This window comes from Asaia sp. W19 (assembly GCF_003994335.1).
Classification (GTDB): Bacteria; Pseudomonadota; Alphaproteobacteria; order Acetobacterales; family Acetobacteraceae; genus Asaia.
This window is the reverse complement of the sequence record NZ_PNQZ01000025.1, coordinates 93052-119855: the sequence shown is the minus strand read 5'-3', so window position 1 is coordinate 119855 and position 26804 is coordinate 93052. Positions and strand designations below refer to the sequence as shown.

General features: G+C 60.7%; 20 protein-coding genes and 1 riboswitch. Of the genes, 7 read left to right on the top strand and 13 right to left on the bottom strand.

Translation table 11 applies throughout. The annotated features are described in order from the left end of the window. Positions 1 to 82: 82 nt before the first annotated feature. Positions 83 to 3376: a TonB-dependent receptor domain-containing protein gene (locus tag C0V97_RS06435; protein ID WP_127101805.1), complete on the top strand. Its 3294-nt coding sequence runs from the start codon at positions 83 to 85 to the stop codon at positions 3374 to 3376. Positions 3377 to 3512: 136 nt separating this feature from the next. On the opposite strand, the gene C0V97_RS06430 is transcribed toward C0V97_RS06435, so the two are convergent. Then, positions 3513 to 4547 (bottom strand): HoxN/HupN/NixA family nickel/cobalt transporter, encoded by a 1035-nt coding sequence (locus C0V97_RS06430; protein ID WP_127101804.1) that lies wholly within the window; start codon positions 4545 to 4547, stop codon positions 3513 to 3515. 113 nt (positions 4548 to 4660) lie between these two features. Then, a riboswitch (cobalamin riboswitch) is annotated at positions 4661 to 4876 on the bottom strand. Positions 4877 to 5122: 246 nt separating this feature from the next. Here C0V97_RS06430 and C0V97_RS06425 point away from each other — a divergent pair. After that, on the top strand, positions 5123 to 6493 hold the full coding sequence (locus C0V97_RS06425; RefSeq protein WP_127101803.1) for an NAD-dependent succinate-semialdehyde dehydrogenase: 1371 nt from the start codon (positions 5123 to 5125) through the stop codon (positions 6491 to 6493). 130 nt (positions 6494 to 6623) lie between these two features. After that, positions 6624 to 7487: an SDR family oxidoreductase gene (locus tag C0V97_RS06420; protein ID WP_127101802.1), complete on the top strand. Its 864-nt coding sequence runs from the start codon at positions 6624 to 6626 to the stop codon at positions 7485 to 7487. Between the two features lie 490 nt (positions 7488 to 7977). Here C0V97_RS06420 and C0V97_RS06415 read toward each other — a convergent pair whose 3' ends face one another. Further along, complete coding sequence (locus C0V97_RS06415) at positions 7978 to 10068, bottom strand: S46 family peptidase (protein ID WP_127101801.1); 2091 nt, start codon at positions 10066 to 10068, stop codon at positions 7978 to 7980. A 694-nt stretch (positions 10069 to 10762) separates the two neighbouring features. Between C0V97_RS06415 and C0V97_RS06410 the strand changes: the two genes are divergently transcribed. Beyond that, positions 10763 to 13300, top strand: coding sequence for a TonB-dependent siderophore receptor (locus C0V97_RS06410; RefSeq protein ID WP_233582010.1), 2538 nt, complete (start codon positions 10763 to 10765; stop codon positions 13298 to 13300). 346 nt (positions 13301 to 13646) lie between these two features. Beyond that, a complete protein-coding gene (locus C0V97_RS06405) occupies positions 13647 to 14027 on the top strand; it encodes a VOC family protein (RefSeq protein WP_127101800.1) in 381 nt (126 codons plus the stop codon). Here the strand turns inward: C0V97_RS06405 and C0V97_RS06400 are convergent. Genes C0V97_RS06400 through C0V97_RS06385 form a run of 4 tightly spaced genes read right to left on the bottom strand, consistent with a single transcriptional unit; the run spans position 14015 to position 19343 of the window. Further along, positions 14015 to 17131: an efflux RND transporter permease subunit gene (locus tag C0V97_RS06400; protein ID WP_127101799.1), complete on the bottom strand. Its 3117-nt coding sequence runs from the start codon at positions 17129 to 17131 to the stop codon at positions 14015 to 14017. The two genes, C0V97_RS06405 and C0V97_RS06400, sit on opposite strands and share 13 nt — an antisense overlap. Before the next feature lie 7 nt (positions 17132 to 17138). Continuing rightward, on the bottom strand, positions 17139 to 18320 hold the full coding sequence (locus C0V97_RS06395; RefSeq protein ID WP_127101798.1) for an efflux RND transporter periplasmic adaptor subunit: 1182 nt from the start codon (positions 18318 to 18320) through the stop codon (positions 17139 to 17141). Positions 18321 to 18332: 12 nt separating this feature from the next. Then, positions 18333 to 18599: a metal-sensing transcriptional repressor gene (locus C0V97_RS06390; protein ID WP_127101797.1), complete on the bottom strand. Its 267-nt coding sequence runs from the start codon at positions 18597 to 18599 to the stop codon at positions 18333 to 18335. Positions 18600 to 18641: 42 nt separating this feature from the next. Next, positions 18642 to 19343: a pirin-like bicupin family protein gene (locus C0V97_RS06385; protein ID WP_127101796.1), complete on the bottom strand. Its 702-nt coding sequence runs from the start codon at positions 19341 to 19343 to the stop codon at positions 18642 to 18644. 337 nt (positions 19344 to 19680) lie between these two features. Here C0V97_RS06385 and C0V97_RS06380 point away from each other — a divergent pair, with 337 nt between their 5' ends. Beyond that, the gene (locus tag C0V97_RS06380) at positions 19681 to 20127 is read left to right on the top strand and encodes a helix-turn-helix domain-containing protein (protein WP_127101795.1); all 447 of its coding nucleotides are present in this window, start codon (positions 19681 to 19683) and stop codon (positions 20125 to 20127) included. A 234-nt stretch (positions 20128 to 20361) separates the two neighbouring features. Here the strand turns inward: C0V97_RS06380 and cobM are convergent, their stop codons facing one another. From cobM to cbiE, 3 genes are read right to left on the bottom strand one after another with little or no spacing between them, the layout of a single operon-like run. Further along, entirely contained in the window at positions 20362 to 21144 is a 783-nt protein-coding gene (gene cobM, locus C0V97_RS06375) for a precorrin-4 C(11)-methyltransferase (RefSeq protein WP_127101794.1), read from the bottom strand. 4 nt (positions 21145 to 21148) lie between these two features. Then, complete coding sequence (locus C0V97_RS06370) at positions 21149 to 21520, bottom strand: cobalamin biosynthesis protein (protein WP_158625358.1); 372 nt, start codon at positions 21518 to 21520, stop codon at positions 21149 to 21151. Beyond that, positions 21514 to 22752, bottom strand: coding sequence for a precorrin-6y C5,15-methyltransferase (decarboxylating) subunit CbiE (gene cbiE, locus C0V97_RS06365; protein ID WP_233582009.1), 1239 nt, complete (start codon positions 22750 to 22752; stop codon positions 21514 to 21516). The genes C0V97_RS06370 and cbiE overlap by 7 nt, the downstream gene beginning before the upstream one ends. A 3-nt stretch (positions 22753 to 22755) precedes the next feature. Here cbiE and C0V97_RS06360 point away from each other — a divergent pair, with 3 nt between their 5' ends. Further along, the gene (locus C0V97_RS06360; RefSeq protein WP_127101792.1) at positions 22756 to 23496 is read left to right on the top strand and encodes a cobalt-precorrin-6A reductase; all 741 of its coding nucleotides are present in this window, start codon (positions 22756 to 22758) and stop codon (positions 23494 to 23496) included. On the opposite strand, the gene cobJ is transcribed toward C0V97_RS06360, so the two are convergent. The 4 genes from cobJ to C0V97_RS06340 are packed head-to-tail and all read right to left on the bottom strand — an operon-like array spanning position 23472 to position 26693. Next, a complete protein-coding gene (gene cobJ, locus C0V97_RS06355) occupies positions 23472 to 24233 on the bottom strand; it encodes a precorrin-3B C(17)-methyltransferase (RefSeq protein ID WP_127101791.1) in 762 nt (253 codons plus the stop codon). The genes C0V97_RS06360 and cobJ overlap by 25 nt on opposite strands. Then, complete coding sequence (locus C0V97_RS06350) at positions 24230 to 24952, bottom strand: precorrin-2 C(20)-methyltransferase (RefSeq protein WP_127101790.1); 723 nt, start codon at positions 24950 to 24952, stop codon at positions 24230 to 24232. Before C0V97_RS06350 ends, cobJ begins: the two co-directional genes overlap by 4 nt. Continuing rightward, on the bottom strand, positions 24949 to 25584 hold the full coding sequence (locus C0V97_RS06345; protein WP_127101789.1) for a precorrin-8X methylmutase: 636 nt from the start codon (positions 25582 to 25584) through the stop codon (positions 24949 to 24951). Before C0V97_RS06345 ends, C0V97_RS06350 begins: the two co-directional genes overlap by 4 nt. Further along, a complete protein-coding gene (locus C0V97_RS06340; RefSeq protein ID WP_158625357.1) occupies positions 25581 to 26693 on the bottom strand; it encodes a precorrin-3B synthase in 1113 nt (370 codons plus the stop codon). Before C0V97_RS06340 ends, C0V97_RS06345 begins: the two co-directional genes overlap by 4 nt. Positions 26694 to 26804: the final 111 nt, after the last annotated feature.

Genomic DNA, 26804 nt, shown 5'->3' with positions numbered 1-26804 from the left:
GCATTATCGGTTCTCAGCCATCCCTGTTCAGTACATGGAAAGGCGAAATCAGATATCAGGCAGATGAGGGGAAAAGAGGCGCATGAGACAATCGGACACGCAGACACGCCGGGGCAAGAGCCGTAGAAGGCGTGGCCTGCTGGCTGCGGCTTTTCTTTCCGGTTGCGCCTCGTCCGTTTCTCTCGCCCAGGCTCGTGCTCAGGACGGATATCGGGCGCGAGGCACCGGCCCTGCAAGCATGGTCGGCAACCCTGCCGGGCAGAGGGCTCAGGCCTCCTCCCGCCCTACCCCTGTCCGGAAAAAGAAAAGGGCCGCGACCACGACGACCAGCCGTAACGACAGGGCGACGGTCCTGACGACACAGGCCAGCGCACCGACCCTCCCGACCGAAACGATTTATGTGACCGGCACACGCCTGTCTCAGACTCGCCTGACCAATGTCATGGCAGGGTCCACCCTCGATGGCACTCAGATCCGACGCAGAGGCTATTACGATCTGGGGACGGCGCTGCTGCGCGAAAATCCGGCCGCCAGCGTGGGCGGCAATTCCCCCATGGGAACCCAGAACAGCTTTGGAGCGGGCCAGTCCTTCGTCAGTCTGCTTAATCTCGGGGCACAACGGACCCTCACCTTGGTGGATGGCATGCGCATGGCGGGCGGTGCGACAGCCTCGATTTACGGCGTGGCTCCCGGTTCACAGGTGGATGTCAGTATCCTGCCCAGCTCCCTGATCAAGACAGTCGATACCCGGCTTGGTGGCGCCGGGGCGGCCTATGGTGCCGATGCCGTCGGAGGCGTGATCAACTATACGCTGGATGACCATTACAAGGGCGTTTCGCTCGAGAGCCAGGGCAACTGGTCTCAGAAAATGGACGCGTCGGGCGAGAAGGTCGCATTCAAGGCGGGTACGGGCTTCGATCACGACCGGGGCGGGGTTGTTCTTGACGTGGAGTACCGCAATCAGGCCGGACTGACCTCGCGCGATCGCCCTGACGCCATGGGTGCCGATGCGGCCACTTATCATCGCGTGCCACTCGGACAGAGCGCCCCTTACACCTATGTTCTGGGCGCGGGCACGCGCTACATTCAGAATTCCGTCACCGGCATGCCACTTCTGACGGGCAGTTACGGCGACATGCCTGTTTATGGCGGGCTCTACGGCGCAACGCTTGGCGGTCAGACAAATGCTGGCATTGCAGGGGCCAATGGCGCTCCGCTCCTGTTCAGCCGTGACGGCCAGTCACTCGTCTCTCTGGATAGCGGAAAATTGCTCAAAGGCGATAACACTTATGGCCTGGGCGGCAACGGGATTGCCCTGCGCGACTACATGCAGCTCATGACCCCCAACGACAAGCTCAATCTGACCCTTCTCAGCCATTACGACCTTACTGATCATCTTCATGCCAGCTGGCAGGGCTGGTATGGACGCAGCCACGCCGCCAATCAGGTCGGACAAGGGACATGGAGCACGACGAGCTTTGACGACGCCCTGACACCGAATGATGCAGGGCCGCGAAGCAGCAGCTATTTTCAGAACAGCGTGGTGACCGGCCCTCTGGCCCTGAGCACCGATAATCCTTTTCTCACCGCCACCGAGCGCAGCACGATCAAGCAGGCTCTGGCCGAAAACGGCCTTCCCACGGATCGTTTTTATCTCAACCGCCTCAATCAGGATCTCGATCCGGGATATTACCGGACGTCACTCGATTTCTATCGTTTTGCAGGCGGGCTCAACGGTGACTTCCGCGCATTCAACCGCCGTTTCGACTGGAAGCTCCGTGGCGCATACATGCGCTATCACAACGTCACCACCCAGCCCTCCATCATCATTCCCAATCTGGTCAATGCCCTGAACGCCGTTACCAATGCGGATGGCACGATTTCCTGCGCAAGCGGGTATGAGAATGCGCCTATCGCGACGCGCAGCAGCGTTTGTGCGCCACTCAATCCCTTCGGCTACAACCAGATGACACCGGCAGCGCGTGACTATGTCACGGCGGATGCACGCTCAACCAACGTCAACGCCCAGCGCGACCTCCAGGCGGAGATCAGCTCAACGGTGCTGACGCTGCCAGCGGGCGATGTCAAATGGGATCTGGGCTACGAACACCGACGAGAGGCCTATCGCTTCGACCCTGGCACGTATTATCTCGGCTGGCAGCAACCCGACGGAACCACCCTGCCTTATGGCAGCAATTCTGTTCTCCCCGCGACCGGCGGTGCCTATCACACCCATGAAGCCTTCGGGGAACTAGATATTCCCGTCATATCGCCGGGTATGGCCGTGAAGGGGGTGTATCACCTGTCCCTTACGGCCAATGGCCGGCTGACCCATAACAGCATGACCGGCACATACTGGACCTATATGCTGGGCGGCTCGTGGTGGCCAATGCGGGATTTTGGTTTCAGCGGCAATTATGCCGTCTCCGTTCGCAATCCCTCTGTGGGCGAACTCTTTTCGCCACGCTCGCTCAGCTATGAAAGCGGGACCGATCCATGCTCGGATGTCGGTCTCGGTTCGGGGCCGAACCCCGCGACCCGTGCAGCCAATTGCGCCAAGGCCGGGATCGGTCGGAATTTCATATCGAATTTCAACTATTTCCCCGTCGAGGGAACAGCGGGGGGCAATTCCGCGCTTCGTAATGAGCGATCGAAGAGCTATACGGCGAGCCTCGAATTCAGACCTCATTTCGCCAGAGGCCTGGATGTGAAAGCGTCCTTCGTCGATGTCCGGATCGCGGATGCCATCACCTATCTCGGGGCGGCAGAGCTTCTAGCCGCGTGTTACGATTCCTCGACCTATCCCGATAACGCCTATTGTACGCATGTCAGTCGTGACGCAACCGGGCAGATCAGCGATTTCCAGTCCGGCTATTATAATATCGCGCGATACGAGACGCAGGCGCTGCAGACAACGGCGGAATATGGAACGCCGCTTACACGTTTTGGCCTAAGCGAGTCCTGGGGACTGGTCGATCTGCAGGGTAACTACGTTCATTATTTCAGGAGCGAGCAGGATTATCTGGGCAGCAGCTATCCTCTGGCGGGACGCATAGCCTCACCCAAGGACAACATGACCCTGAACGCCACATGGCAACGCGGGGCACTCAGCGCGCAATGGCAGACACTCTGGTACGGGCCCAGTGTCTTCATGCAGCAGGTGCCGAATAACCGCTATCAGGGCAACAAGCGCCCCGCCTTTGCCTATTTCAATCTCTCTGTCGGATATGAGATCACCCGTAATCTCTCGGCGGGCTTCGTCGTCAATAATATTATTGATGCCCTGCCACGGGATTCCGGAATTTATGATCCGGCGCGTTATTACGAGGCTCTGATCGGACGCAATTTCCAGATGCGTGTGGGCGCTCACTTCTGACGCGCCCTTTTCGAAAGAACCGGGCGCGGAGGGACTTGCAGACGCTTCTCTCCGCAGACAACCGCAAGACGGGATTTCCGGACGGACGCCTGCGGCCTCGCTCATGAAGAGGGTGTGCTACAGGGGCCGGTCCGTCTCATCGGGAGCGCTTCCTGCCGGCGCGGTGGAACAGGAGCGACAGCATCCAGGCCAGTAAAAATAACCCGATTACGATGAAACCGATCTGATTAAAACTGTCGCTCACTGCCGATACAGCCTGCCAGAAGCGCCCCTGGAACCCGATCTGATCCCCCAGCAGCTTGAGCGTCTCGATACTTCCAATCCCGACCGCCACGATGACAGAAATCAGCGTGATGATGATATTGTAGCGGAGCTTGCGCAAAGGATCGACAAAAGCCCAACGATAGGCCCCCAGCATCAGCACACCGTCAGCCGTATCGATCAGCGCCATACCGGCAGCGAACAAGGCCGGAAAGATCATGATGGCCGCGACAGAAACGCCCCGGCTCGCCTGGGATGCCGAAAGTCCGAGCAGGGAAACCTCGGTCGCCGTGTCAAATCCGAGCCCGAACAGAAACCCCAACAGCACCATGTGCCAGCTACGCGAGACGAGGCGAAACAGCGGATAGAGCAGACGCGACAGGAGGCCGCCCTTGCTCATCAGCGCATCGATATCGACCTCCTCGACCGCGCCCCCGGCCCTGACATGCCGCCAGGCCCGCCACGCACCGCGCAGCACGATGAAATTGGTGATGGCCAGCGCAAAGAGAAAACCCGCTGACACAAGCGTGCTCGCCACGCCACCAATATCGCGCCAGGCGCCGAAACGATCCTGCATGGCCTGGGACAACAGAGCCGTTCCCAGCGCGGCCAGCACCACGATCATCGAATGGCCGATGGCAAACCAGAACCCGGTCAGCAGAGGTTGCCGCCCTATCTGAATGAATTTTCGGGTCACATTATCGATGGAGGCGATATGGTCGGCATCGACCGCATGACGTAATCCGAACCCATAGGCCAGGAGTGCATTCCCAAGCAGCAGCGGCCTGTCATGGAACATGATGAACGTCCATATCCAGAGCGCCATATTGGCCAGCAGCAATCCGGCACCGAGCAGGCTGATACGCAGCCTCAGGCTGCGCGTGGGCTGGGCGATGAGGTCAGCTTGCATGACCCCTCCCCGATCGCTTGATGTCACCCTGGGCTTTGAACAGAAATGGAACGGGTGGGGCTGGTCGGCTCACGCGCTTTTTCTCCCTCTGGCGGATCGTCCCGTCCGGCCTGACAGTCTGATGGGACGAAGGCAGGTCTCCTGGCTCGCGGTTCATCGCTTTTCCGCCCCTTCCCAGGTGCAGGCACCCAGTGGTTTGTGCGGAAAAACTCGCCGCTCACAGTTGCGGGGACAGCTGCCGCCTCGAACCCGATCCCATGACGATCAGCCAGCCCGTCCGGCATTCCCTATTCACTTGCTCGCGCAAGACCTTCGACCCCTCGGTCGTAGCCGCTCCCGCCCCCGCAAGCCAAGCCTCTTTTGACCTTACGCCTGGAGCTTTTTCGCGGCTAACGTTGCCCCCTCCGCTTGTCCGGATGCGACCGGCGATCAGCCCCAGATGCAGCGCCTCCACCGGACCGGCGGCTCATGGGCAGATGATTTCCGACGAAACCATGAGCCGGCTCAGGTTTTCTGAAACCGTGACACTGGCCCGGTTACGCATCGGGTGCATGAAAAGACAGGAGCAGAAGACGATGAGTCTCTACCGTACGATCAACCCCGCCACGGGCAAGACCGAGCGCGAATTCGAGCTTCATACCAAGGCGCAGGCTTTCGAGAAGCTTGAAGCCGCCCATGATTTTTACCAGCGTGACTGGCGCCATCGCAGCTTTGCCGAGCGCAGAGCAATCATCAGCAAAGCCGCGCAGATCCTCGAGCAGAGCAAGGAAAAATATGCCCGTCTGATCTCGATCGAGATGGGTAAGGTCCTACCCGAGGCGATTGCCGAAACCGAGCTCTCGGCCAAAATCCTGGCCTACTATGCCGAAAATGCCGAAGACTTCCTCGCGCCACGGGAGATCAAGGTGAGCGAGGGGCGCGCAACAGTGTTGAGCCAATCTCTCGGTGTCATCTACTGCGTGGAGCCGTGGAACTTCCCCTATTATCAGCTCGCCCGGGTGGCAGGCCCCAATCTGATGGCAGGCAATGTCGTGCTGGCAAAGCATGCCCCTGGCGTGCCGCAATGCGCCCTCGCCTTCGAATCCCTGTTCCTTGAAGCTGGCGCCCCCAAGGGTGCCTGGACCAATCTCTTCATCGATAACGACGTCTCCGAGGAACTGATCGCCCGCCCGGAGGTACGCGGCGTTGCCCTCACAGGCAGTGAGCGCGCTGGCAGTGCGGTGGCTGCGCAGGCAGGCAAGGCCCTGAAGAAAACGACACTCGAACTCGGAGGGTCTGACCCGTTCATCGTGCTCGATGATGCCAATCTCGACGAGGTTATTCCCCGTGCCGTCGCCGGGCGCATGTCCAATAACGGTCAGGTCTGCACCGCGGCCAAGCGCATGATCGTTCACGAATCCCTCGCTGATGATTTCGTGCGTCGCCTGTCCGATGCCCTGGCCGATTTCCGCTACGGCGATCCGCTCGAGCAAGGGGTGACCCATGGCCCCATGAGCAGCGAGAACGCCATGAAGCTGGCCATCAGTCAGGTCGAGAAGGCCGTGCAGCACGGCGCTACGCTCGTCACCGGCGGCAAGAAGCTCGATCGCGAAGGGTTTTTCATGCAAGCTGGCCTCCTGACCGGCGTGACCAAGGATAATCCGATCTTTTACGAAGAGATCTTCGGTCCGGCCGCCATCGTCTATGCGGTGTCAGACGACGACGCCGCTGTCGCCTTGGCCAATGATTCACCCTTCGGTCTGGGCGGATCGGTCCATACCAGCGACATCGAGCGTGGCCGCAAGCTGGCAGAGCGCATTGAAACCGGCATGGTATTCATCAACGATATCACCGGTACAGCTCCCGAACTCCCCTTCGGCGGCGTCAAGAACTCAGGCTATGGCCGTGAACTCTCCTCGAATGGCATCGAGGAATTCGTCAATCACAAGCTGATCCGCTCAGCCTGATTGCGCTGCTCAGGATATCAGGGCTCAGTCCCTGATATCCTTTGCCATGCAACCTTACCTCACGTTTTCGCGATGACTACAGGTTCGTGCCCTGCTCAGGCAGCGTGCCCCCTCCTGCTGGATGTCCCCAATGACAAATTTCGCGAAGCCCCCTTTCGATACCCCCCTTCAGGATCGAATTCCCGGTCAGACAGCTGCCATGACGCCCAAGCCCGACCATGGCGAAACCAGCTATGAGGGCTCGGGGCGCCTTACGGGTAAAGTTGCCCTGATCACCGGGGGCGATTCCGGCATCGGTCGTGCTGTGGCGATTGGCTATGCCCGCGAGGGTGCCGATATCGCTCTCTCCTATCTGGAAGAGGAAGAAGCGGACGCTCAGGAAACTGCAGTCTGGATCGAAAAGGCGGGACGCAATGCGCTGCTCCTCCCCGGCGATCTGAAATCCCGCGAAGTATGCCGCACCATTATTGAGAAAACCATCCAGACCTTCGGCAAGCTCGATATTCTGGTCAATAATGCAGCTTTCCAGATCGAACGCCTCGCACTCGATGACATCTCCGAAGACGAATGGGATGACACCTTCGCTACCAATATTGGCGCCAGTTTCCGCCTGACCCGTAATGCCCTGCCCCATCTCAAAAGCGGGGCCTCGCTCATCCACACGATCTCGGTCAATGCCGACAGCCCCAAACCGCGCCTGCTCGCTTATTCCGCTACCAAGGCCGCGATCCAGAATTTCAGCGGCGGCCTTGCACAGCTTCTGGGCGAGAAAGGCATCCGTTCCAACACTGTCGCCCCCGGCCCGATCTGGACACCGCTCATCCCTGCAACAATGCATGGTGACCATGTCCATGTTTTCGGCGAAGACACCCCATTAGGCCGCCCTGGCCAGCCAGTCGAACTTATCGCGCCCTATGTAATGCTGGCGAGCGACGAAGCCAGCTATATCTCCGGCGCAACCATCGCTGTGACAGGCGGTACACCCGTCATCTGAGGGGGGAGAGGGCATGGGGCTTCGCCCCAAACCCCACCAAAGGACAGTCGTCCTTTGGAAACCTGTTTTTGAAAAGGGATAAAAGGGGCGAGCCCTTTTCGGGGAACGAGGCAGTGCCCCACAAAGCGCTATTTCAAAGCCCCCTGTTATCGTGGGGCTTCGCCCCATACCCCATCAAAGAACAGTCGTCCTTTGAAAACCTGGTTGCGAAAAAGGGATGAAAGGGGCGAGCCCCTTTCCGGGGATCGGGGCAGAGCCCCGCAGAGCGCTCTTTCAAAGCCCCCTGTTATCGTGGGGCTTCGCCCCATGCCCCATCAAAGGACAGTCGTCCTTTGAAAACCTGGTTGCGAAAAAGGGATGAAAGGGGCGAGCCCCTTTCCGGGGAGCGGGGCAGAGCCCCGCAGAGCGCTCTTCCAAAGAAACCTCTCCGCCATGGGGCTCCATCACAGTGCACGTTGGAACATATTCGTCTTGAGAGGCTCCCTCCCTGTCAGCGATGGCCGTTCGTGAGTTCGTTCGCCAGACTTTCCTCGTTGTAGACGAGTTTGAGGGCCGTGATGATGGCGCTCGTATCGGTAGCGACGGCGCGGTTATTGCTGATGTCGTAGTAGAGGTCACCCGCGAGGCTCGGCAGGTTGCCGTCGAAAATGAGTCCGACCGCCTTGCCCTCACGGTTCAGCACCGGTGAGCCTGAATTGCCACCGACGATATCGTTGGTGGAGACGAAATCAAGATGGGTCGACAGGGGAAGGCGCGCCTTCGCGTCGAGCCAGCGTTTGGGCAGAGCAAAAGGCTCTGCCCCTGTCGCGTGACCGTACATGCCTGCAAAATCGGTGAAGGGCGCAACATCGACGCCATTCTTGCGCCAGCCTTTGACCGTGCCATAGGACAGGCGTGGCGAGAATGTTGCGTCAGGATAAAGAGCATCCAGACGCCCCTCGGCCTTGGCCTGAGCGAAACGCGCGCGGGCGATATCGCCCTGCGCCTTGTGCAAGGGGGCAGAAACGTCGTCGCGCATCTTGTCATGCAGCGTCGTGTAGCTGGGGTAGATCCGGCGCGCGAACACGATGAGAGGATCGGTAGAGGCTTCGATCGTCTTGAGACCGCCCTTCCAGAGAGCCAACCGCGCAGCCGGGTCAGAAAGCTTTGTACCCTTGATCAGACTTGCCGCCAGGGCATCGGGGGCTTCTTTGCCAAGAGTAAGACGAACCAACGGATCATCCGCTCCGGCAATCTGGCGCAGGCTGGTCAGGCTGAGCGCAAGAGAGGCAGTTTCGAGGTCCGGGTAGAAAGGTTCTTTGGCAGCGAGAGCCGTTTCTATTTCCCCGAGCTGGGCGTCATGATACCCCGCATGGCGCTTGGCATCGGGCTTCTCACGCTCATGCGCCCCCTCTACCAGTGTCATGACGTCATCGAGGAACCCGCGAAACACCATGCCGATGGCGAGATTGCGCGAAAAGAGATCTTTCTCGAGCGCGATGGCCTTGTCGACGGTCCTGAAAGGCTGGCCGTAGGCCGCGCGCCGTGCTGGATCGGCGTCAATCCAGGCTTGGAGCGCGGCGTCTTCCTTCACACGGCGCGAGACGATATCGCCTGATTGCAGGGCAGCCTGCGTGCCGGAATAGGATTTGATCCCGTTCTGGATGAAGAAGAGCGCGTCCTCAGCCTGTTTTTCGTGTTCCGCGCTCTCGCGACTATACTGCCAGAGCATCCCCTCGCGCAGGGTCAGGGCAGAGATGATGGCCGGGTTGGCGACATCCCGCTGGAAGGCGAGAGCAGAAGCGGGAAGACCGCGCTGCGTGCGCCCCGGATTGCCCGAGGTGAAGACCAGATCATCGGCTTTGGGGCCATTGGGGTCGAATTGCAGGAACGGTGTATGGACCGGCTTGCCGCCCTCATAGACGCGCAACATCGACAAATCGATATCATAGCGAGGGTAGTCGAAATTATCCGGGTCCCCGCCGAAAAAGGCGATCCCCTGCTCGGGGGCCATCACGACGCGTACGTCCTTGTAACGGCGATACCGGTAGAGCGCAGTCTGGCCACCATGGTAGAGCGGCACCATGTCGCAACGCCAGTGTTCGTCATCACCACCGATGCAGTCTTTGGTGAGCTTGCTCTCCACTTCCTGCAAGGCTGCCGAATAGGCAGCGCCCTGCTTGCCCTTGGTGGCCTCGGCGACAGGGGCGGAGACATCCCTCATGGTGTCCAGACGGTCGAGCTCCATACCGGGGCACTGACGCTCATCAGCGAGCTCCTTGGTGTAAAACCCATCGCGGAAATAATCATGACCCTTGTCCGACAAGGCAGCCAGGCAGGAATTGGCGCAGTGATGATTGGTCATCACCAGACCGTCGCCCGATACGAAGGACGCAGAGCAGCCTTCGGCCAGACGAGCCGAAGATTGCACGACATGCTGGATCCAGCGTGCATCCGGGGTAAAGCCATATCCCTTCTGCAGGGCAGCCTTCGGCAGATGGTCGAAGGTCCACATGCCTTCATCGGCATGGGCGGTACTGGCAAAGGCAAACGCGCCAAGCAGCGCTGAAGAGAGCAGGAGGGAAGACCGGGCTTGGGACATGGGCAGGATCTCGTCTCGATTATGATATAATGTATCAATCCATAAGATGGCTGAATATGCAAATTCGAAACGGGAGCAATCCGGGATCGGAACATTACGATAAAGCTAAGGAAACATCGCTTCGGAATCGCCGACAGTGCACGTATCATGTGATCGGCTCTGCTGGTTCGCCGCGCCCCGGGACAACGCAAAACCTTTCAGGCACGGCACCCCGGACCGATCGTAACCGATGACAGTTTGATGACACTCCCAGAAATCCCCAGGACATCTCGTCACGGCCGAACAAGGGGCAGCATGCGTCCTTCATCCTCATAAAAAGATTTTTACTAAGTAGTTACGCATCGTTTCGTATGATCGAGGCCCATTGGCTCTGGACGATTAACGGTAATCGATGCCTCGAGAAACGCTCCCGGACGAATGCAATACACAAGGAGCACATTGTCACTCACTTTAGTATCATTTCATGAACTTAGGATAAGCGGTATTTTTCTAGAAGTTATTATAGTATTGTTACTTCACCGTCGATTTGAGATATTTCCCTGTCAGTGTCGTTCATGCGCCAGAGAAGCGCTTGAAATACTGAAACAAGAAACAGAAATGTTACGACATATTGCCATAAAAGCTTAACTTTACTCCGACCCACTCGGTAACGCTTTTGCGACGCGTTACATCAAGACACGTGTCGGAGAGACTGGTGAAAAGACTTGCCCTGTTCCTCGTTGCAACGACTGCCTGCACGCCTTTCGTGAGCCGCGCTGCCGATGCCGCAAGCGCCGCCGAGGCGCAGGAAGTCGCGCAGAAAAAAGCTGACAAGACCACTGCCCTGACGAAGAAGAACAAATTCGTCAAAGGCTCGGATGACGCCGAGCAGGTGGTCGTGACCGGTACGCGTGAGAGCCATGTAAAGGCCCGCCAGAGCATCAGCCCCGTTGTGGTCATCTCGTCCAAAACGCTGGAACGCTCAGGCGAATTGAACGTGGCCAATGCGCTCACACGCACCTATCCATCGATCACCATGAGCGCCCGCGGATCGAACACCAATTCTCTGGTGTCGTCCATCCAGATGCGCGGCCTTGGGCCGAACGAGACGCTGGTTCTGGTCGATGGCAAGCGCCGTCACTCGACCGCCAATATCGTGCAGAAGCCTGGTCCCCAGTTTGCCTCCTCGGGCGTCGATCTGAACATGCTGGCTGGCAACATGATCGACCATATCGAAGTGCTCGAAGATGGTGCTGCCGCCATGTATGGTTCTGACGCCATCGCCGGTGTGGTAAACATTATCACCAAGAAAAAGGATCACGGGCTGACGCTCAGCGGTCAGGGTGGTGCGAATGCCTATCTTGGCAGTGGCGAACAATATCAGCTGGACGCCGATGGCGGATTCAAGCTCGGCAAGGACGGCTATGTGCATCTGGGTGCCCAGTTCTATCAGACGCAGCATGCCATTGCGTGGGGGCCGGATCATGCTCTGCTCGGCTACTGGCCTGCCGGTGCCGATACCAAGAATTACTTCGTGGGCGTCAAGCCTGGTTCCGAGAGCTGGCGCGGTCGCAAGACCGATTATCTGAGCACGCCGAAGGAGACGCGCGAGACCTTTGCGCTCAATTTCGGCAAGCCGCTTGCAGCTGGCATCGAGCTCTACGGACAGGCCACGCTCGGCTATCGCCATGCCGAAATGCGCGCTTATAAATATCCCTATATCGTGCCTGCAGCAGGCATCAGCGAACTCCGCCCCATTACGGGCGATGACGAACTTGATTACGCTGCAGAACTGGGCCTCAAGGGCGAGAACCTGTTCGGTTTCGACTGGAATCTCTCGACCGTGTATGGCGGTGATAATTCCCGCATCAGCATCCAAGACGTCGTCAATCTGGGCGAACTCGCCCGTACAGGATACTCTCCCAGCAAATTCTGGGACTACACCCAGAAAAACACGCAATGGACCAATAATCTCGATCTGCGTCGCGGGTTCAAAATCTGGTCCATGCCGGTCAGCCTCGCCTTTGGCGGCGAGCATCGTCTGGATTCCTATCAGATCATCTCGGGTAATCCGGAATCCTATCTCGATGGTGGTCCGGTAGAGCATGCCGGTATTCCGCCGCAATCGGCTGGCACATGGTATCGCAACATCTACTCAGCCTATGTGGACGCGACCTTCCGCCCCACACGCAAGCTCTCCATCGATGTGGCAGGCCGCTACGAATATTATACCGACACAGACAACACCGAAAACGGCAAGCTTTCCGCGCGCTATGACTTCACCAATCGTTTTGCGCTGCGCGGCACTATCGCCAACGGGTTCCGTGCGCCGACGCTGCAGGAATCCCATTTCAGCCGTCTGAACATCTTCGCCGGTACGGGCAGTGTCGGCGGCCAGTTGCCAGTTGAATCGGCAGCCGCCCGCTCGCTGGGTGCTCAGGGCCTGAAGCCTGAACGTTCGGTCAATGCCAGTGCGGGCTTCACCATGGAGCCGGTGCGTGGTCTGCATGTCGAGGCCGATGTGTACCAGATCAATCTGCGTGACCGCATCGTTCAGGGTGGCACGGTACGCGGAGCGCAGGCGCTGGACGCCATCCGCTCCTTTGGCTTCGATGTCTCTCCCACGGCCACCAATGCGGCAGCCTCCTCAGCCTACTTCCTGTCGAACGGGGCCAGCACGCGCACACAGGGGCTGGATATCAAGGCCGATTATCTGGTGCATATGCACCAATACGGCAATCTGGCACTGATGGCGGCCTTCAACCTCAACCGCACGCGTCTGCATCACAACGGCATCTCGACCATCGGCAAGCCATTGCTGAACGAGCAGACCATCGCCTACATCACCACCGCGACACCGCGCAGCAAGATCATCCTCAATGCCCTGTGGACGATCGGCAAATGGGATGTGAATATCCGCCAGAGCCGCTATGGTGAAACCACCAATATGATGACCTATCAGGATTGGACCCCGGCCTCCGCCACATGCGCCAGTGGCGGTGCCCTGCGCTATTCCAATTCCTGCTTCGGCCAGTTCAAGAATACCCCGCGCTGGCTGACCGATCTGGAGATCGGCTACAAGATCACCTCGCGCGTCCATGCCTCGATCGGTGTGAACAACGTGTTCAATGTTCGCCCCCGTCGTCTTCCGGGCAATCTCGTCCCGGCGGGTGGCTCGATGTATGATCAGTTTTCCAACCAGGTCCCCTTTACCGGTGGCTATTATTTCGGTCGTGTCAGCGCCAGCCTCTGAAACGGGTGACAGGACAGGTAAAAAGCCGGGAGCGGAGACGCTTCCGGCTTTTTGTCCTTCAAGGTCCGAGGCCTTCTCGATACGAAACACGCTTCTCGACCCGTTCTGCCCAATTGCGCGCCCTGCCAGCGCCAAGATCGTGCGAAAACAATGCGAGACAGCCGTACCTGCGCAAGTACCGAGTCAGCGGACCGCCATGATCGCCTGATACAGGGCGCCTGCCTGGCAGGACAATTGACAGCGTCTTGCGTTCTCCCGATCCTTCGCGCCGGCAGAGCATTCTGCCCGACAGACACGAAGCGCGCGTCTCCGGCGAGACCGAGACCGCCAGAAAAGGAGACATGCCTTGTTCAGTCACATCACGATCGGCAGCAACAACCTTGAAGCCTCGAAGGCATTTTACGATGCCACGCTCGGCGCACTGGGCTGTCCGCCGGGAGCGATCGCGCCTCAGAACCGCCTTTTCTATACGCATGACGGCGGCCGACTCATGATCACCACCCCCTTGAATGGCGAGGAAGCGACTGGCGCGAATGGCGGCACGATCGGCTTCAAGGCGCCATCACCCGAGGCGGTCGACGCCTGGCACAAGGCTGGCGTGGCCCATGGTGGCACCGCCATTGAAAACCCGCCCGGCCCGCGTGACTCCGCCATCGGCACGCTCTATCTGGCCTATCTGCGTGATCCGTCGGGCAACAAGCTCTGCGCCCTCTATCACATGGGCTGATCGCCTGTATTCAGCGTCTCGGGCCCATCCTCGTGGCTGAAGAACCGGGCGTAAAGCAGGGGCAGAACGAGAAGCGTCAGAAGGGTTGAGGTCATCAACCCTCCAATCACCACCGTAGCGAGGGGACGCTCGACCTCTGCCCCCGCACTGCCCGAAAATGCCATGGGGAAGAAACCGAGACTGGCTACTGAAGCCGTTGCCAGTACCGGCCTGAAGCGTGACCGTGCTGCGGTGAAGGCCGCCTCGGCCGCGGCAAGGCCTGCCTCTCGATAGGTCCGGATCTGGCTTACCAACACAACGCCATTCAGAATGGCGACACCGAAAAGCGCGATGAACCCGATCCCCGCCGCGATGCTGAACGGCAGACCGCGCAGAGCGAGAGCGAAAACGCCCCCCGTTGCAGCAACGGGCAGATTGATGAACACCAGAAGAGCCGCGCGCGGTGACCCCAGTGCCAGAACGAGAAACATGAAGATCAGCACGAGCGCGATGGGCACCACGCGTGTCAGGCGGTTCATGGCAGAGTCGAGATTGCGAAACTGCCCCGCCCAGGCGAGGCGATACCCCGAAGGCAGGGTCATTTCCCGCGCGACCTTCTCCTGCGCGGCGGTCACGAAAGAGCGCACATCGCGCCCGCGCACATTGGCCTGGACGATCACACGCCTGCGCAGGCTGTCGCGATCGATACGCGCCGTGCCCTGATCAAGCGCGATATGGGTGACATCCTTGAGCAGCACCCAGCCTGTCCCGTCTTCACGCCGAACCTGCAACCCGCCCAGGCGCGCGATCGAGGAGGTTGCCTCTTCGCGAAAGCGGATCTGGGTCGGTATGAGCGCATTATCGACAATCACCGGGCGGCCGATATGCCCGCCCACCGCTTCGATGGTTCCCAGGATTTCGGGCACGCTCACGCCCAGTCGCGCGGCAGCATCACGATTGATGTCCATATGCAGGTAAGGCACAGACCCCTCGCCCTGCTGGGCAACATCGGCGGCCCCAGGCACGGAAGCGATCACGCCCACAAGCTTCGCACCGAGCCGATCGAGCATCGCCAGATCATCGCCATAAATCGAGATGGCAAGCTGCGTCCGCACACCGGAAAGCAGATCATCCATGCGCATCTCGATCGGCTGCGTGAAGGAATAGGCTGAATCGGGCAGTCCATGGCTCAGCTTATCGCTCATGGCCCTGACGAGCCGGGCCTGCGTCATGCCCGGCCGCCAGTCCCGACGAGGCTTGAGAAACACGAAACTATCCGTTTCGTTCGTCCCCATGGGATCGGTCGGGATCGCAGCAGTGCCCGTATTGCTCACTACCGTCTCGACTTCAGGGAAACTGCGCAACAGGCGCTCCTCTTCCGTGACCGATGCCAGAACGGTAGGCAGAGAAGCGCTCGGCAGGCGCATGGCATTGACCACCAGCGCGCCCTCTTCGAGCTGGGGCACGAATTCGCCGCCGAGCCGCGAGGCCAGCACGAGGGCGAGCAGGAAGATGCAGGCTGTGCCCATGAAAACGCTGCGGGTATGCGCAGCGCACCAATCAAGGGCAGGCTCGTAACGCCGCCTGAGAAACTGGACGAAACGCGTTTCGCGATCCTGCGGCGCATTGCGCATCAGAAGCGCGGACAGAACCGGCACGACGATAAAGCCGTAGACGAGCGAGGTCAGCAGTCCCATGATGATGGTCTGCGCCATTGGCCTGAACATCCGCCCCTCAACACCCTGAAGGGTGAGAATGGGCAGGTAGACCATGATGATCACAAAGATGGCGAAGGTGACAGGACGCAGCACGACGCGCACCGTATGAACCGCCAGAGTCTCCAGTCGCTCGTCAACGTCCCCGCCCACACCGGCGCTGACACGCGCATTGGCACGTTCGACCATGAGATGCTCGACAACCACGAGTGAGCCATCGACGATCATGCCGAAATCGATCGCGCCAAGGCTCAGCAGATTGGCCGATATGCCGAACACACGCATGCCGACGAATGCCATGACCAGTGAAACGGGGATGACCGAGATGATCACCAGAGCGGCGCGCCAGTTCCCCAGAACCACCAGAAGTGTCACGAACACCAGGATGGCTCCGAGTATGAGGTTTTCCTTGATGGTGTGAATCGTTTCGTCAGTCAGGGTGGCCCGACTGTAAAATGGCCTGAGCGTCACGCCGGGCGGCAGGGTCTGGTTGATGGCGGGAAGCGCCTTGTTGATGGCAGCAAGGGTCGCGTTCGAGCTCGCTCCTTTCTGCATGAGCACGACGCCATTGACGATCTCGCCCTTGCCATCACGCGTGACGGCACCGAGGCGCAACCGCGCGCCCAGCGCGACGCTGCCCAGATCACGCAGTCTGACCGCCACACCATTACCCGTCATCTTGACCGGGATCGCGGCGAAATCGGCCAGTGAACCAACCATGGCGCGCCCCACCACCACCTGCTGCTCGGCCTGGTGGCTGATCCATCCCCCCCCTGAAGACGCGTTATTGCTGTCGATCGCGGTCGAGATCTGGCCGAGCGACACGTCATGCGCGCGCATACGCGCCGGGTCGAGCGTGAGCGTATAGGTCTCCTCTGCGCCTCCATTGACATTCACATCGGCCACACCCGGCACAAGGCGCAGTTGTGGTGCCACGGTCCAGGTCATGAGGCGATTGAGGGCGATGGGCGAATAACGCCGGTCTCCAGCGATCTCGATCTGCATGATCTCGCCCATGCCCGTTGCGAGCGGCCCCATCGAGACACTGACCGAGGCGGTAATGGACTCACGGGCCTTTTGCAGACGTTCCGTCACCCGGGTGCGGTCGAGATCCAGATCGGAATGATCGTCGAATTGCAGATAGACAACCGAGACGCCGGTCCGGGACACGGAGCGCAGATCAATCAGATCAGGCAGCCCGGTCAGGCTGGCTTCCAGCGGGAAGGTGATCTGTTTCTCGACCTCTTCGGTGGCCAGACCGGGAGAAGTGACCGAAACGAGCACTTGCTGCGGCGAGATATCGGGCACGGGTTCGACCGGCAGATCCGGCACGACGAACAGCCCCGCCAGAACGAGAAACACGCACAGGCCCAAAACCGCCAACTTATTGGCTTGCAGGAAATCCCACATGGCGGCGTCAGTCCGCCGTCATTGAGGAAAGCAACGCCATCGATTTGAGCGCAAAGCTCCCCTGCTCCACAACGACCTGTCCCCCCTTCAACGCTCCGCTGATAGCGGCATGATCGTCATCCTGGACGTGAATCTGCACCGAGATTGGGGTGAAGTGCGTAGGGTCCTTGCGGAGAAAGACCACGTCCTCGCCATTGATCTGCTGTAGTGCCCCGACAGGCACGACGAGACCGGGCGTACCCTCTCCGGTCTGGAAAGCAGCATCGAGCATCATGCCGGGGCGAAGAGAGACAGGCGGGTGATCGAGCACACAAACCACACGCACAAGCCCGGTTGCCGGGTCTGCCAGACCGGCAATCGTGCTTATACGGGCTGCCAGCACGACACCGGATTTTTGCCCTGCAAGGCGGAATTCGGCCGCGCCCCCCGGTGCGAGGCCGGATGCGTCTTCCGGCGAGAGATCAGCGACGAGCCATAGACGCGAGAGATCAACAACCGTCACGAGATTATCACCCGCGCTGATATCGGCCGCGACTGAAGTCCTGACCGCCTGCACCACCCCCTTGACGGGGCTGATGAGGTCCGAAGCCTCATCCTGAACGATCCGCTCGGTCACCGAGGTGAATTCTTCCGTCTGCCTATGCTCAAGCGTCGCCAGATCAGCTTTGCGCGCCGTCACCAGACCGCGCTGCTGCTCGAGCACCATGCGGCGGCGTTCAAGCTCGCCGCGCGAGACGGCGCTCCCTGCGAGGGCCAGACCACGCTTGTAGAGCAGGTCAGCCTCGGTTTCCCCCGCGCGTGCCGAGGCCAGAGCTGCCTCGACCTGTTCACGCTGCAGCTGCAATTCGTGCAAGGAGTGATCGGTATAGGAAATGAGCGCCTGCCCCTGGATGACGGGCTCGCCCGGCGTCACGTGCACCGCCGTCACCTTGCCCGATCCGGCAGAATGGATATCGATCACCCGGCTCGTATCGGCGTCCACGCGCGCCATGGCCTGTACCTGGGCAAACACCCTGCCCTGACGCAACGCAACAAGCGTGACATGCTCGTTGCGTTGGGCTTCATCGGACAGGACATAATCATGACGCCAGGGCTCGGCTGCCCTGACCGGCGCCGAGGAAAAGCCAAACCCCGCACCAAAGGCCAAAGCCAGGATCGCGCAACGCATTGAGGGAGAGCCCATCGCCATTCCCCGTCCCTGTCAGAGATATTTCACGAGACGGGCAAATTCCTGCATGGCAGAATCGCGACTGACCCCGCCATCCTCGAGCGCTTCGACGATACAATGCTCGACATGATCCTGGATAAGGCTGCGCTTGGCATTGCGCAGCGTGTTTTCCACCGCCTGGATCTGCTGCGCCAGATCAGCGCAGCTTCGCTCGGCCTCGATCATGTCGAGAATGGTCGCGAGATGACCATGAGCCTGTTTCAGGCGGTGGGTGATCTTCTTGTGATTCGGTGCGCTCATATACCCCCTATACCCTAGGGGGTAGGGTATAGGAAAGCACTCTCAGCCAATCGTCTCGACGATGACGATCTCGGAATCCTGCTCGGCATGGATGATGAGAGTGCGTTCGTCGCGTATGGCGGCGCCATCTCGCTTGTGCAGCATCAGATCACGCAGACGAGCCGCGCCTGAGGCAAGGACGACATAGCCAGACCAGCCAGGCGCGAGTTCCCACTGCACAGCGCTTCCGGCGCGCAGCGTAGCGGCCTTGACCCGTGCCGTGGCATTGATCCTGAGGGCGTCCTCGTCGCCCTCCACGCCAGAGGCGAGAGTCACCAGACGGTTATCCCGTGCCTCGACCGGGAAAGGGCGCGTACCCCAGGACGGAGCGTGACCGCGCCGATCAGGGAGAATCCAGATCTGAAACAGCGTGGTCGTAACCGGCTCGATATTGACCTCGCTATGCACGATACCCGTCCCGGCCGACATGACCTGAACCTGACCTGCCTCGGTACGGCCTTCATTGCCCAGGGAATCCTTGTGCGAGATGGCCCCTGTGCGGACATAGGTGATGATTTCCATGTCGCGATGCGGGTGAGCAGGAAAACCGGTATTGGGCGCGATCTCGTCGTCATTCCAGACACGCAGCGCCCCCCACCCCATACGGGACGGATCACGATATTCGGCGAAGGAGAAGTGATGGGCGGCCTTGAGCCAGCCGTGATCAGCATGGCCGAGAGAGGCGAAAGGACGTAGTTCGATCATGAGAAGAGCCTCCAACTGGGTCGATGGTCTTTGCAGCAACGACCTTACGAAGCAGGGAGTCCAGATTATATAGAAATAATGGAAAGCGATTCTTTCCATTCCAGATGAATCGCCTGACAGTCGCCGCGATGGCTCGGCCTGGCGCTCGTTGTTCAGGCGGCCTGACTCACCATCATAGACTTCTCATGAAACCGGATACGAGGCTGAATTTGCGCTCACGCTACGACAAGGTGAGGTCGATTTCGATGACGAAACACATCCGGGGGGATGATCTCTGCGGTGATCAAGTGCTATATTGAACAAAGTCACGTCTCCTGAAGAACAGAGAACAAGAAATATGCCGATCGACCAGAAGGGAGAAATCTCGCCAAGCTTTGCTCTGACACGCCGGATTGCAATGCTGCGCAAGAGTCAGGGGCTTAGTCAGCAACAACTTGCCGATGCGCTCGGGGTATCACGCTCGGCTGTTGCTTTTTGGGAAACAGGGCGCGTCGGTAGTTTGCGAAAATATATTCCCAAGCTCGCGGTATTGTTCGGCGTATCGACGGAGGCCTTCCTGACGGGCATGATCGAGGAAGATATTCCCGCGGTTCTGACCCCAGATGAAGATGACCTGCTGCGGCTTTATCGCCTGCTTGACCCGGAGCTGAAACTGACTGCTCAGAAATGGATGGAGCGTCAGGTGCACAAGCAGAATGCCGCCCGTCAGAAGGAAGCACGTCAGAAAGAGGCGCGCGAAGGGCTCTCCCCTTCCCCTCGCGCCAAGGCCAAAACCCTTTCCTGACGCCGACGATCCCCTCTCCAGGCAGCGACATTGCCCTGTGCTCGCAGTACGATGAAACGTTCCCTGCCAGGCATGGGGCTCACGCTCGCTTGATGTCTCCAACGGATCGCGCAGCTGGGAAACAGGTATCGGTCTACCTTGGCCTGTCAAAACGGGTGAGGCTGGGCTCACCGGATCCGGAACAATAGAGCTGCCTCGCCAAGATACCGCCTGGGTCTTTCCGCTGCGCGTGTTTTAGACACTGCTCGTGGGAAATGCCTCGTCACGCCCGCGATATCGTCGCTGATAGTTCGGATCATAAAGCGCGCTCTCGCGCACGAGAACGGGATCGAGTGCCCTGCCCACCAGGATGAGTGCCGTGCGCGTTTCGGGCGCATCGGCCAGGGCTGATGCGATAGCACCTAGGGGTGCCTGCACGACGCGTTCATCGGGCCAACTCGCGCGGGCAATCACTGCAGCCGGACAATCAGCGCCGTAAAGAGGCAGCAGGCGGCGCACCACCTCATCCAGACGGTGAATGGCAAGATGTATCGCCAGAGTGGCTCCCGTCGCCGCGAAAGACTCCAGTGCTTCGCGCGCGGGCATGGCCGAGGCGCGCCCGGAGAGCCGCGTCAGCACCAGCGATTGCGCCACGCCCGGCACAGTAAGCTCACGACCGAGTATCGAGGCCGCCGCAGCATAGGCCGGCACCCCCGGCGTGAGGGTGTAGGGTATTCCTAGCTTTTCCAGCCGCGCCACCTGCTCGGCCACCGCGCTGTAAAGCGACAAGTCTCCTGAATGCAGTCTGGCCACATCCTGGCCGCGCTCATGGGCCTCACGGAACTGCGTCTCGATCTCGTCCAGGCAAAGCGGCGCCGTATCCACAAAATGCGTCTCGGGCCCGCAGAACCCAAGAATCTCTCTCGGCACGATTGACCCGGCATACAAACAGACCGGGACGCTGGCCAGGATATCACGCCCTCGGAGGGTCATGAGATCGGCGGCACCCGGCCCCGCCCCGATGAAATGAACCGTCACGGGCTCATTCCGCCCCGAGCATGGCGAAGGCGCAGGTGACGCCATCGCCAGCCAGGCGTGCACCCAACAGACGTGCCTGCGGGCCGAGTGCCGCAAGGGCGCAGCCCTCGGCGATGGAGCCAAATCCCATGGTGATGCGCGCACGCTCTGAATGCGTCAGGCAGCGCGGCTGTGCCTTGGCAAGCGCCATCAGATCTACGATCTCGACGGGCAGGCCAAACAGGGCAGAAACGGCCTCGACCGCTGCGTGATGCTGGCGGAACGGCGGCACCGCAAAGCTATGCGGCATACCCCAGACCGCAATCGCCTGACGCACCACGGCAATCATGGCCTCGGGAGAGGCATCGAGCTTGCAGCCCAATCCTCCGATCAGCATGTCTTGACAGCCTGATACTGGGTCACTGTCATGGCCGGTTTGAATCCAAACACATTTCCTATCGGTCCTAGACGCTCTACGCCGATGCGCGATAGCGCACCACCCCATGCTTGAAAAGCCTGGAAGAGGCGCTGCTCGCCCTCAAGCGTCACCGCATTGGCCACGAGACGCCCGCCTGACGCCAGAGCGTTCCAGCCTGAATCGAGCAGCCCCGCAGTCCCGACACCCCCACCGATAAAAACGGCGTCGGGCCGGGGCAGATCCGAGAGATCGACAGGCAATGCACGCTGTTCCACGTGAAGCTCGGGCACGCCCAGCGCCTCGGCATTGCGCAGGATACGTGCTGCGCGCCCTGCATCGCGCTCGATCGCGATGCAGCGGTTTGAGGGGTGGCGCAGCATCCATTCGATACCGATCGATCCCGACCCTGCCCCCATATCCCACAAGGTCTCTCCTGGATGCGGAGCAAGCGCGGCCAGGGTGACGGCCCGGACCTCTTGCTTGGTCATCTGGCCGTCATGCTCGAAGAGATAGTCAGGCAATCCGCTGGTCAGAGGCAGCAAAGTCGCACTGCTCTCCGCCACGATCTCCAGCGCCACCATGTTGAGCCGTGCGATATCAGGGGGAACAGGATCACTGGCTGTCAGAGAGCGCATGCGCTCATGCGGGCCTCCCAGGGCCTCGAGCACGTGCAGGATACTGCCGCCGCACCCACGGGCAACAAGCCACTCGGCCAGCAGACCGGGGGTCGTTTCATCGGCACTCAGGATCATCAGGCGAGCCCCCGGCTGGATCAACGGCACGAGGCGCGCCAGTGGGCGACCGCACAAGGAAGCGTAGCCGGTATTCTGCCCGCTCCAACCCAGCCGCGCGCAAGCAAGGGTAAAGCAGGATCGTCCCGGCAGAACATCAAGCGCCTCACGTCCGAAACGCTGCATGATCAGGCTGCCGATACCGAAGCAGAACGGGTCTCCCGAAGCGAGAACCACGATCCTCCTACCCCGATGCGCCTCGATCCTGTCCAGGGACTGCGCATAGGGAGTAGACCACGGAATGAGAGCCCCCGTGTTATGCCCCTCGATCAACGCGAGATGCCGCCTGCCCCCCATGACCAGATCCGCTTCAGCGATTGCCCGTTGCGCTGACCGGGAAAGCGCCGCAAACCCGTCTTCGCCAAGACCGACCAGTGTCAGCCACGGTGATGCGCCTGTCGGGGAGAGGGGAGAAAGCAAGAGATGAAAATCCTGATCCTTGGAGGAACCACGGAAGCGCGGCTTCTTTGCGAGGCGCTCGAGTCCCGAGGGCTGCATCATATCATTTTTTCACTCGCCGGGGTCACAATCTCGGCATTGCCTGTGCCTGTCGAGACCCGCATCGGCGGATTTGGCGGCATTGCCGGCCTCGCGCGCACCCTGCGCGACGCTGCGATCGATCTTGTCATCGACGCAACCCATCCTTTCGCCGCGCAGATGAGCCGGCATGCGGTAGAAGCCTGCGCGCTTTGCGCCTTGCCCCTCCTGCGTCTCATCAGACCGGCCTGGCGTCCCGGAACGGGCGCACACTGGACTCATGTCGCGGCGATCGCTGAGGTGCCCAAAGCTCTGGGGGAGACACCGCGCCGAGTCTTCCTGACGACGGGTCGCAAGGATCTGGATCCCTTCATCGATACGCCCCATTTTTACGTCGTCCGGAGCATCGAAAGACCGCCCCTTCCCTTGCCCCGACGAAGTCTGGTCATTCTCGCACGCGGGCCTTTCGCACTCGATGAAGAGATCACCCTATTGCGTCATCACGAGATCGATTGTCTCGTGACAAAAAATGCTGGCTCTGACGCGACCGCCCCCAAGCTGGAAGCCGCCAGGCAACTCGGCATCGAAGTGGTGATGGTCGACCGCCCCCTTCTGCCTCCAGCCAACGAATGCACCAGTGTGGAGGAAGTCCTTGCCTGGATTCAGGGTATGCGACGCAGCGTATAGAGCCACGGATTCAGGCCCGGACGCTCGATCAGCCGCGTCTGGGCGCACCCGACAAGCACGAGCGTGCTCATATCAGCCGCCTCGCCCCGCGCTTCAGACAGGGGAACGCCGAGCACATGCTCGTTCTCACGTCCGATGGCACGTGCGAAGACGACCGGCGTCTCAGCCGGCAGCACATCGCGCAACACATCGAACGCCTTGTCGAGCTGGTCCGGGCGGGCCAGGGAGCGGGGGTTGTAAAGCGCAATCACCAGCCCGGCCTGAGCTGCGAAAGAAAGCCGCCGCGCCACGACCTCCCAGGGTTTCAGATTATCGGAAAGCGAGATCACGCAGAAATCTCCCCCCAAGGGCGCACCCAGCCGAGCTGACACCGCGAGCACCGCCGTCACGCCGGGGATAACCCTGATATCGAGCCCACGCCACGAGACAGGTCCTTCTGCGACAGCCTCGAACACGGCGCTCGCCATGCCGAACACGCCTGCATCCCCACCGGATACGACAACCGGGCACCGCCCCTGCGCAGCGAGATCGAGCGCGTGACGGGCCCGGTCCAGTTCCTCGCGATTATCGGTTTCATGGGAGACTGCCTGTGGCGAGGCCCCTAACGCCCGCGCCCGCGTCACATACAGCCCGTAGCCAAGGAGATCGCTCGCCTGGGACAGCGCATCACGCGCGTCATCGGTGATCTGTCCAGGCGCACCCGGCCCGAGCCCGACGATGAACAGAATGCCACTCACCGCGCGCGCGCCCTGCCGGGGACGAGCACCATCGAGAAATAGGGGGCTTTCTCAGGCGCGCGTTCAAGCGGCAGGCAGAGCTGGCCCGATTGCGTGCCCCGCTCCACATAGATCGCCTTGCTTTCACGCCCGCTCCTGGCCAGCGCAGCGCGTACCTTGTCCAGATTACGCCCGATCTTCATGATCACATGCGCATCCCCCTTGCACAGCCATGTGACAAGGCTTTCCTCATCCATGGTCGCAGGCAGCACGCTCAGCACGTCATCGCCGTGCACCATGGGGAGCGATGCCGCCGACCAGCATCCGCTCATACCAGTAATACCCGGCACGATCTCGCAACGGAAATGCGGGCTCAGCCGGTCGAAAAGATACATCGCCGAACCGTACAGGAACGGGTCACCCTCACAAAGCAGGGCAATACGCCGCCCTCTTTCAAGCTCCCTGGCGAGGCGGGCGGCACAGTCATCATAAAATGCCGCCATCTCGATCAGGTAACGCGGGTCCTCTACGGACACTCCGGTCGTGAAGGGATAGTCGAACCGCAATTCCTCGGCGTGATCGGGCACATGCGCGCCTGCGATTACCCGCGCATGGCCGGGGCGCCCACAGGCGGCGAACCACGCCACGCAGTCAGCACCGGCAAGCAGACGCACGGCCTTTAGGGTCAGGAGCTCCGGATCGCCCGGACCCATTCCCAGAATCTGGCAGATACCGCTCATTCTTTCTCGCTGGCCAACGCATTCACACAGGCAGCCGCCATGGCACTGCCGCCCAGCCTGCCGCGCACGATCGCCCACGGGATGGTATCGAGCGCCGCCAGCGCCTCCTTCGACTCAGCGGCACCCACGAAGCCGACCGGCATGCCGATGATCGCAGCGGGGCGCACACCGCCGCGCGCCATCAATTCAAGCAGGCGAAACAGCGCCGTCGGAGCGTTGCCGATCGCCACAAGCGCACCATCGAGATCGGCGCCCCAGAGATCGACTGCCGCAGCCGAGCGCGTATTGCCGATGAACTGCGCCACCTCGGGTGTGCGCCTGTCACGCAAGGTGCAGATGACCTGGTTGTCCGCAGGCAGGCGTGCGCGTGTCACACCATGGGCAACCATCTCGGAGTCGCAGAGGATCGGCTTGCCATTCAGGAGCGCCGTTCGGGCTGCGGAAACAAATCCGGGGGCAAAAGCCAAATGGCGCGTTACTTCCACCATACCGCAGGCATGGATCACCCGCACTGCCACACGCGCTTCCTCGGCGGAGAACCCCGAAAGATCGGCCTCGGCCCTGATCGTGGCGAAGGACTGCGCATAAATTGCCGCGCCATCGCGACTATACTCGTAATGCGCCTCGGTCATGGCGGTGTCCTTCCTTCGTGTCGGCTCTGACGCAGACGCCTTCGCACGTCCTCGACGCCAAGACCAGACTCTACCGGTCTGTCTGCGGTCGTGCCGTACCATATGAGATCATACCCGTCCTTCTGCGCCACGAGCGTCACATCACGCGTATCGCGTACGGCGCAGCCCTTGGCACAGCCCGAAACATGGAGGGTTCTTCCCCCGAGGTCGGGAACGAGAGACAGGGCATCGCGCTGCGTCAGTGCCTGGCCCCGCGCACAGCCTCCCTGCCCGGCGCAGGCCTCCGCCAGACGACGCGGATCGGCAGGGTCATGCATGAGGTCCGGGGCCTCGAACGGTTGATCCAGTATGAGCCCACGCCAGGGTGTGAGGCGCGCACTGATTCCGGCGCGCGCCATGCCAGCACAGCTTGCGGCACTCACCTCGCCCAATACCGCTTTCACGCCATGGCAACCGGGCAGAAACTGCCCCATCAGAGGCGGCACCTCCGCCATGAATGGCGGCGCCAAATGGAGGGCACGCGGCATCCCTATGCGCGCTGTCAGACGCTTCAGAAGCGCCACAGTCGCGCCGATAAGTTCATGCGGCTGAAGGAGGTCGGAAGACGGGCCATGGCACAACCTCCACGTCCCGCGATCATGGCGCAGAGCGATATCTGCCCGCAGCGCGCCTACCGGAACATGGCCGCCCCCATCGACAGCAAGGGAGAACTTTTCGGGCGGACGCCACAGAGGGGGAAACGATATCAGCGCCGCCTCGAGCGCACGCGCCAGGGGGAGCGTCTCGGGCGCGCAACTGGAATCTTTCCCAGCGAGGGGGGACACGAAGAGAATACGCCTTCGGGATTCCGCCTCTGGATCCGCCAGGCCAAGGCCCCGTGCAGCAGCGAGCTGGGGGAAATCCCGCGCACTCACCTCATCGAGGCCGCGCAGTTGCAGGTTACCGCGCGACGTGAGCGTCATGCGTCCGTTGCCGAAACGCGCTGCATACTTGGCCAGAAAAGCGAGTTGTTCCGGACCGAGCCCCTCAAGATCGGGGGTGACGCGCACAAGCCACCCATCATGCGTCTGCATGGGGGCATGAAGGCTCGGGCACCAGCCTCTTCTCATCACGTCGGGGCTCATCACTGCCTGATAGCGCTCAAAGCCCGTTCGCGCTCACAAAAAAAGCTGCATGCCTTGCGACATGCAGCTTTCTGAGACCCATGAACCCGAATTGGC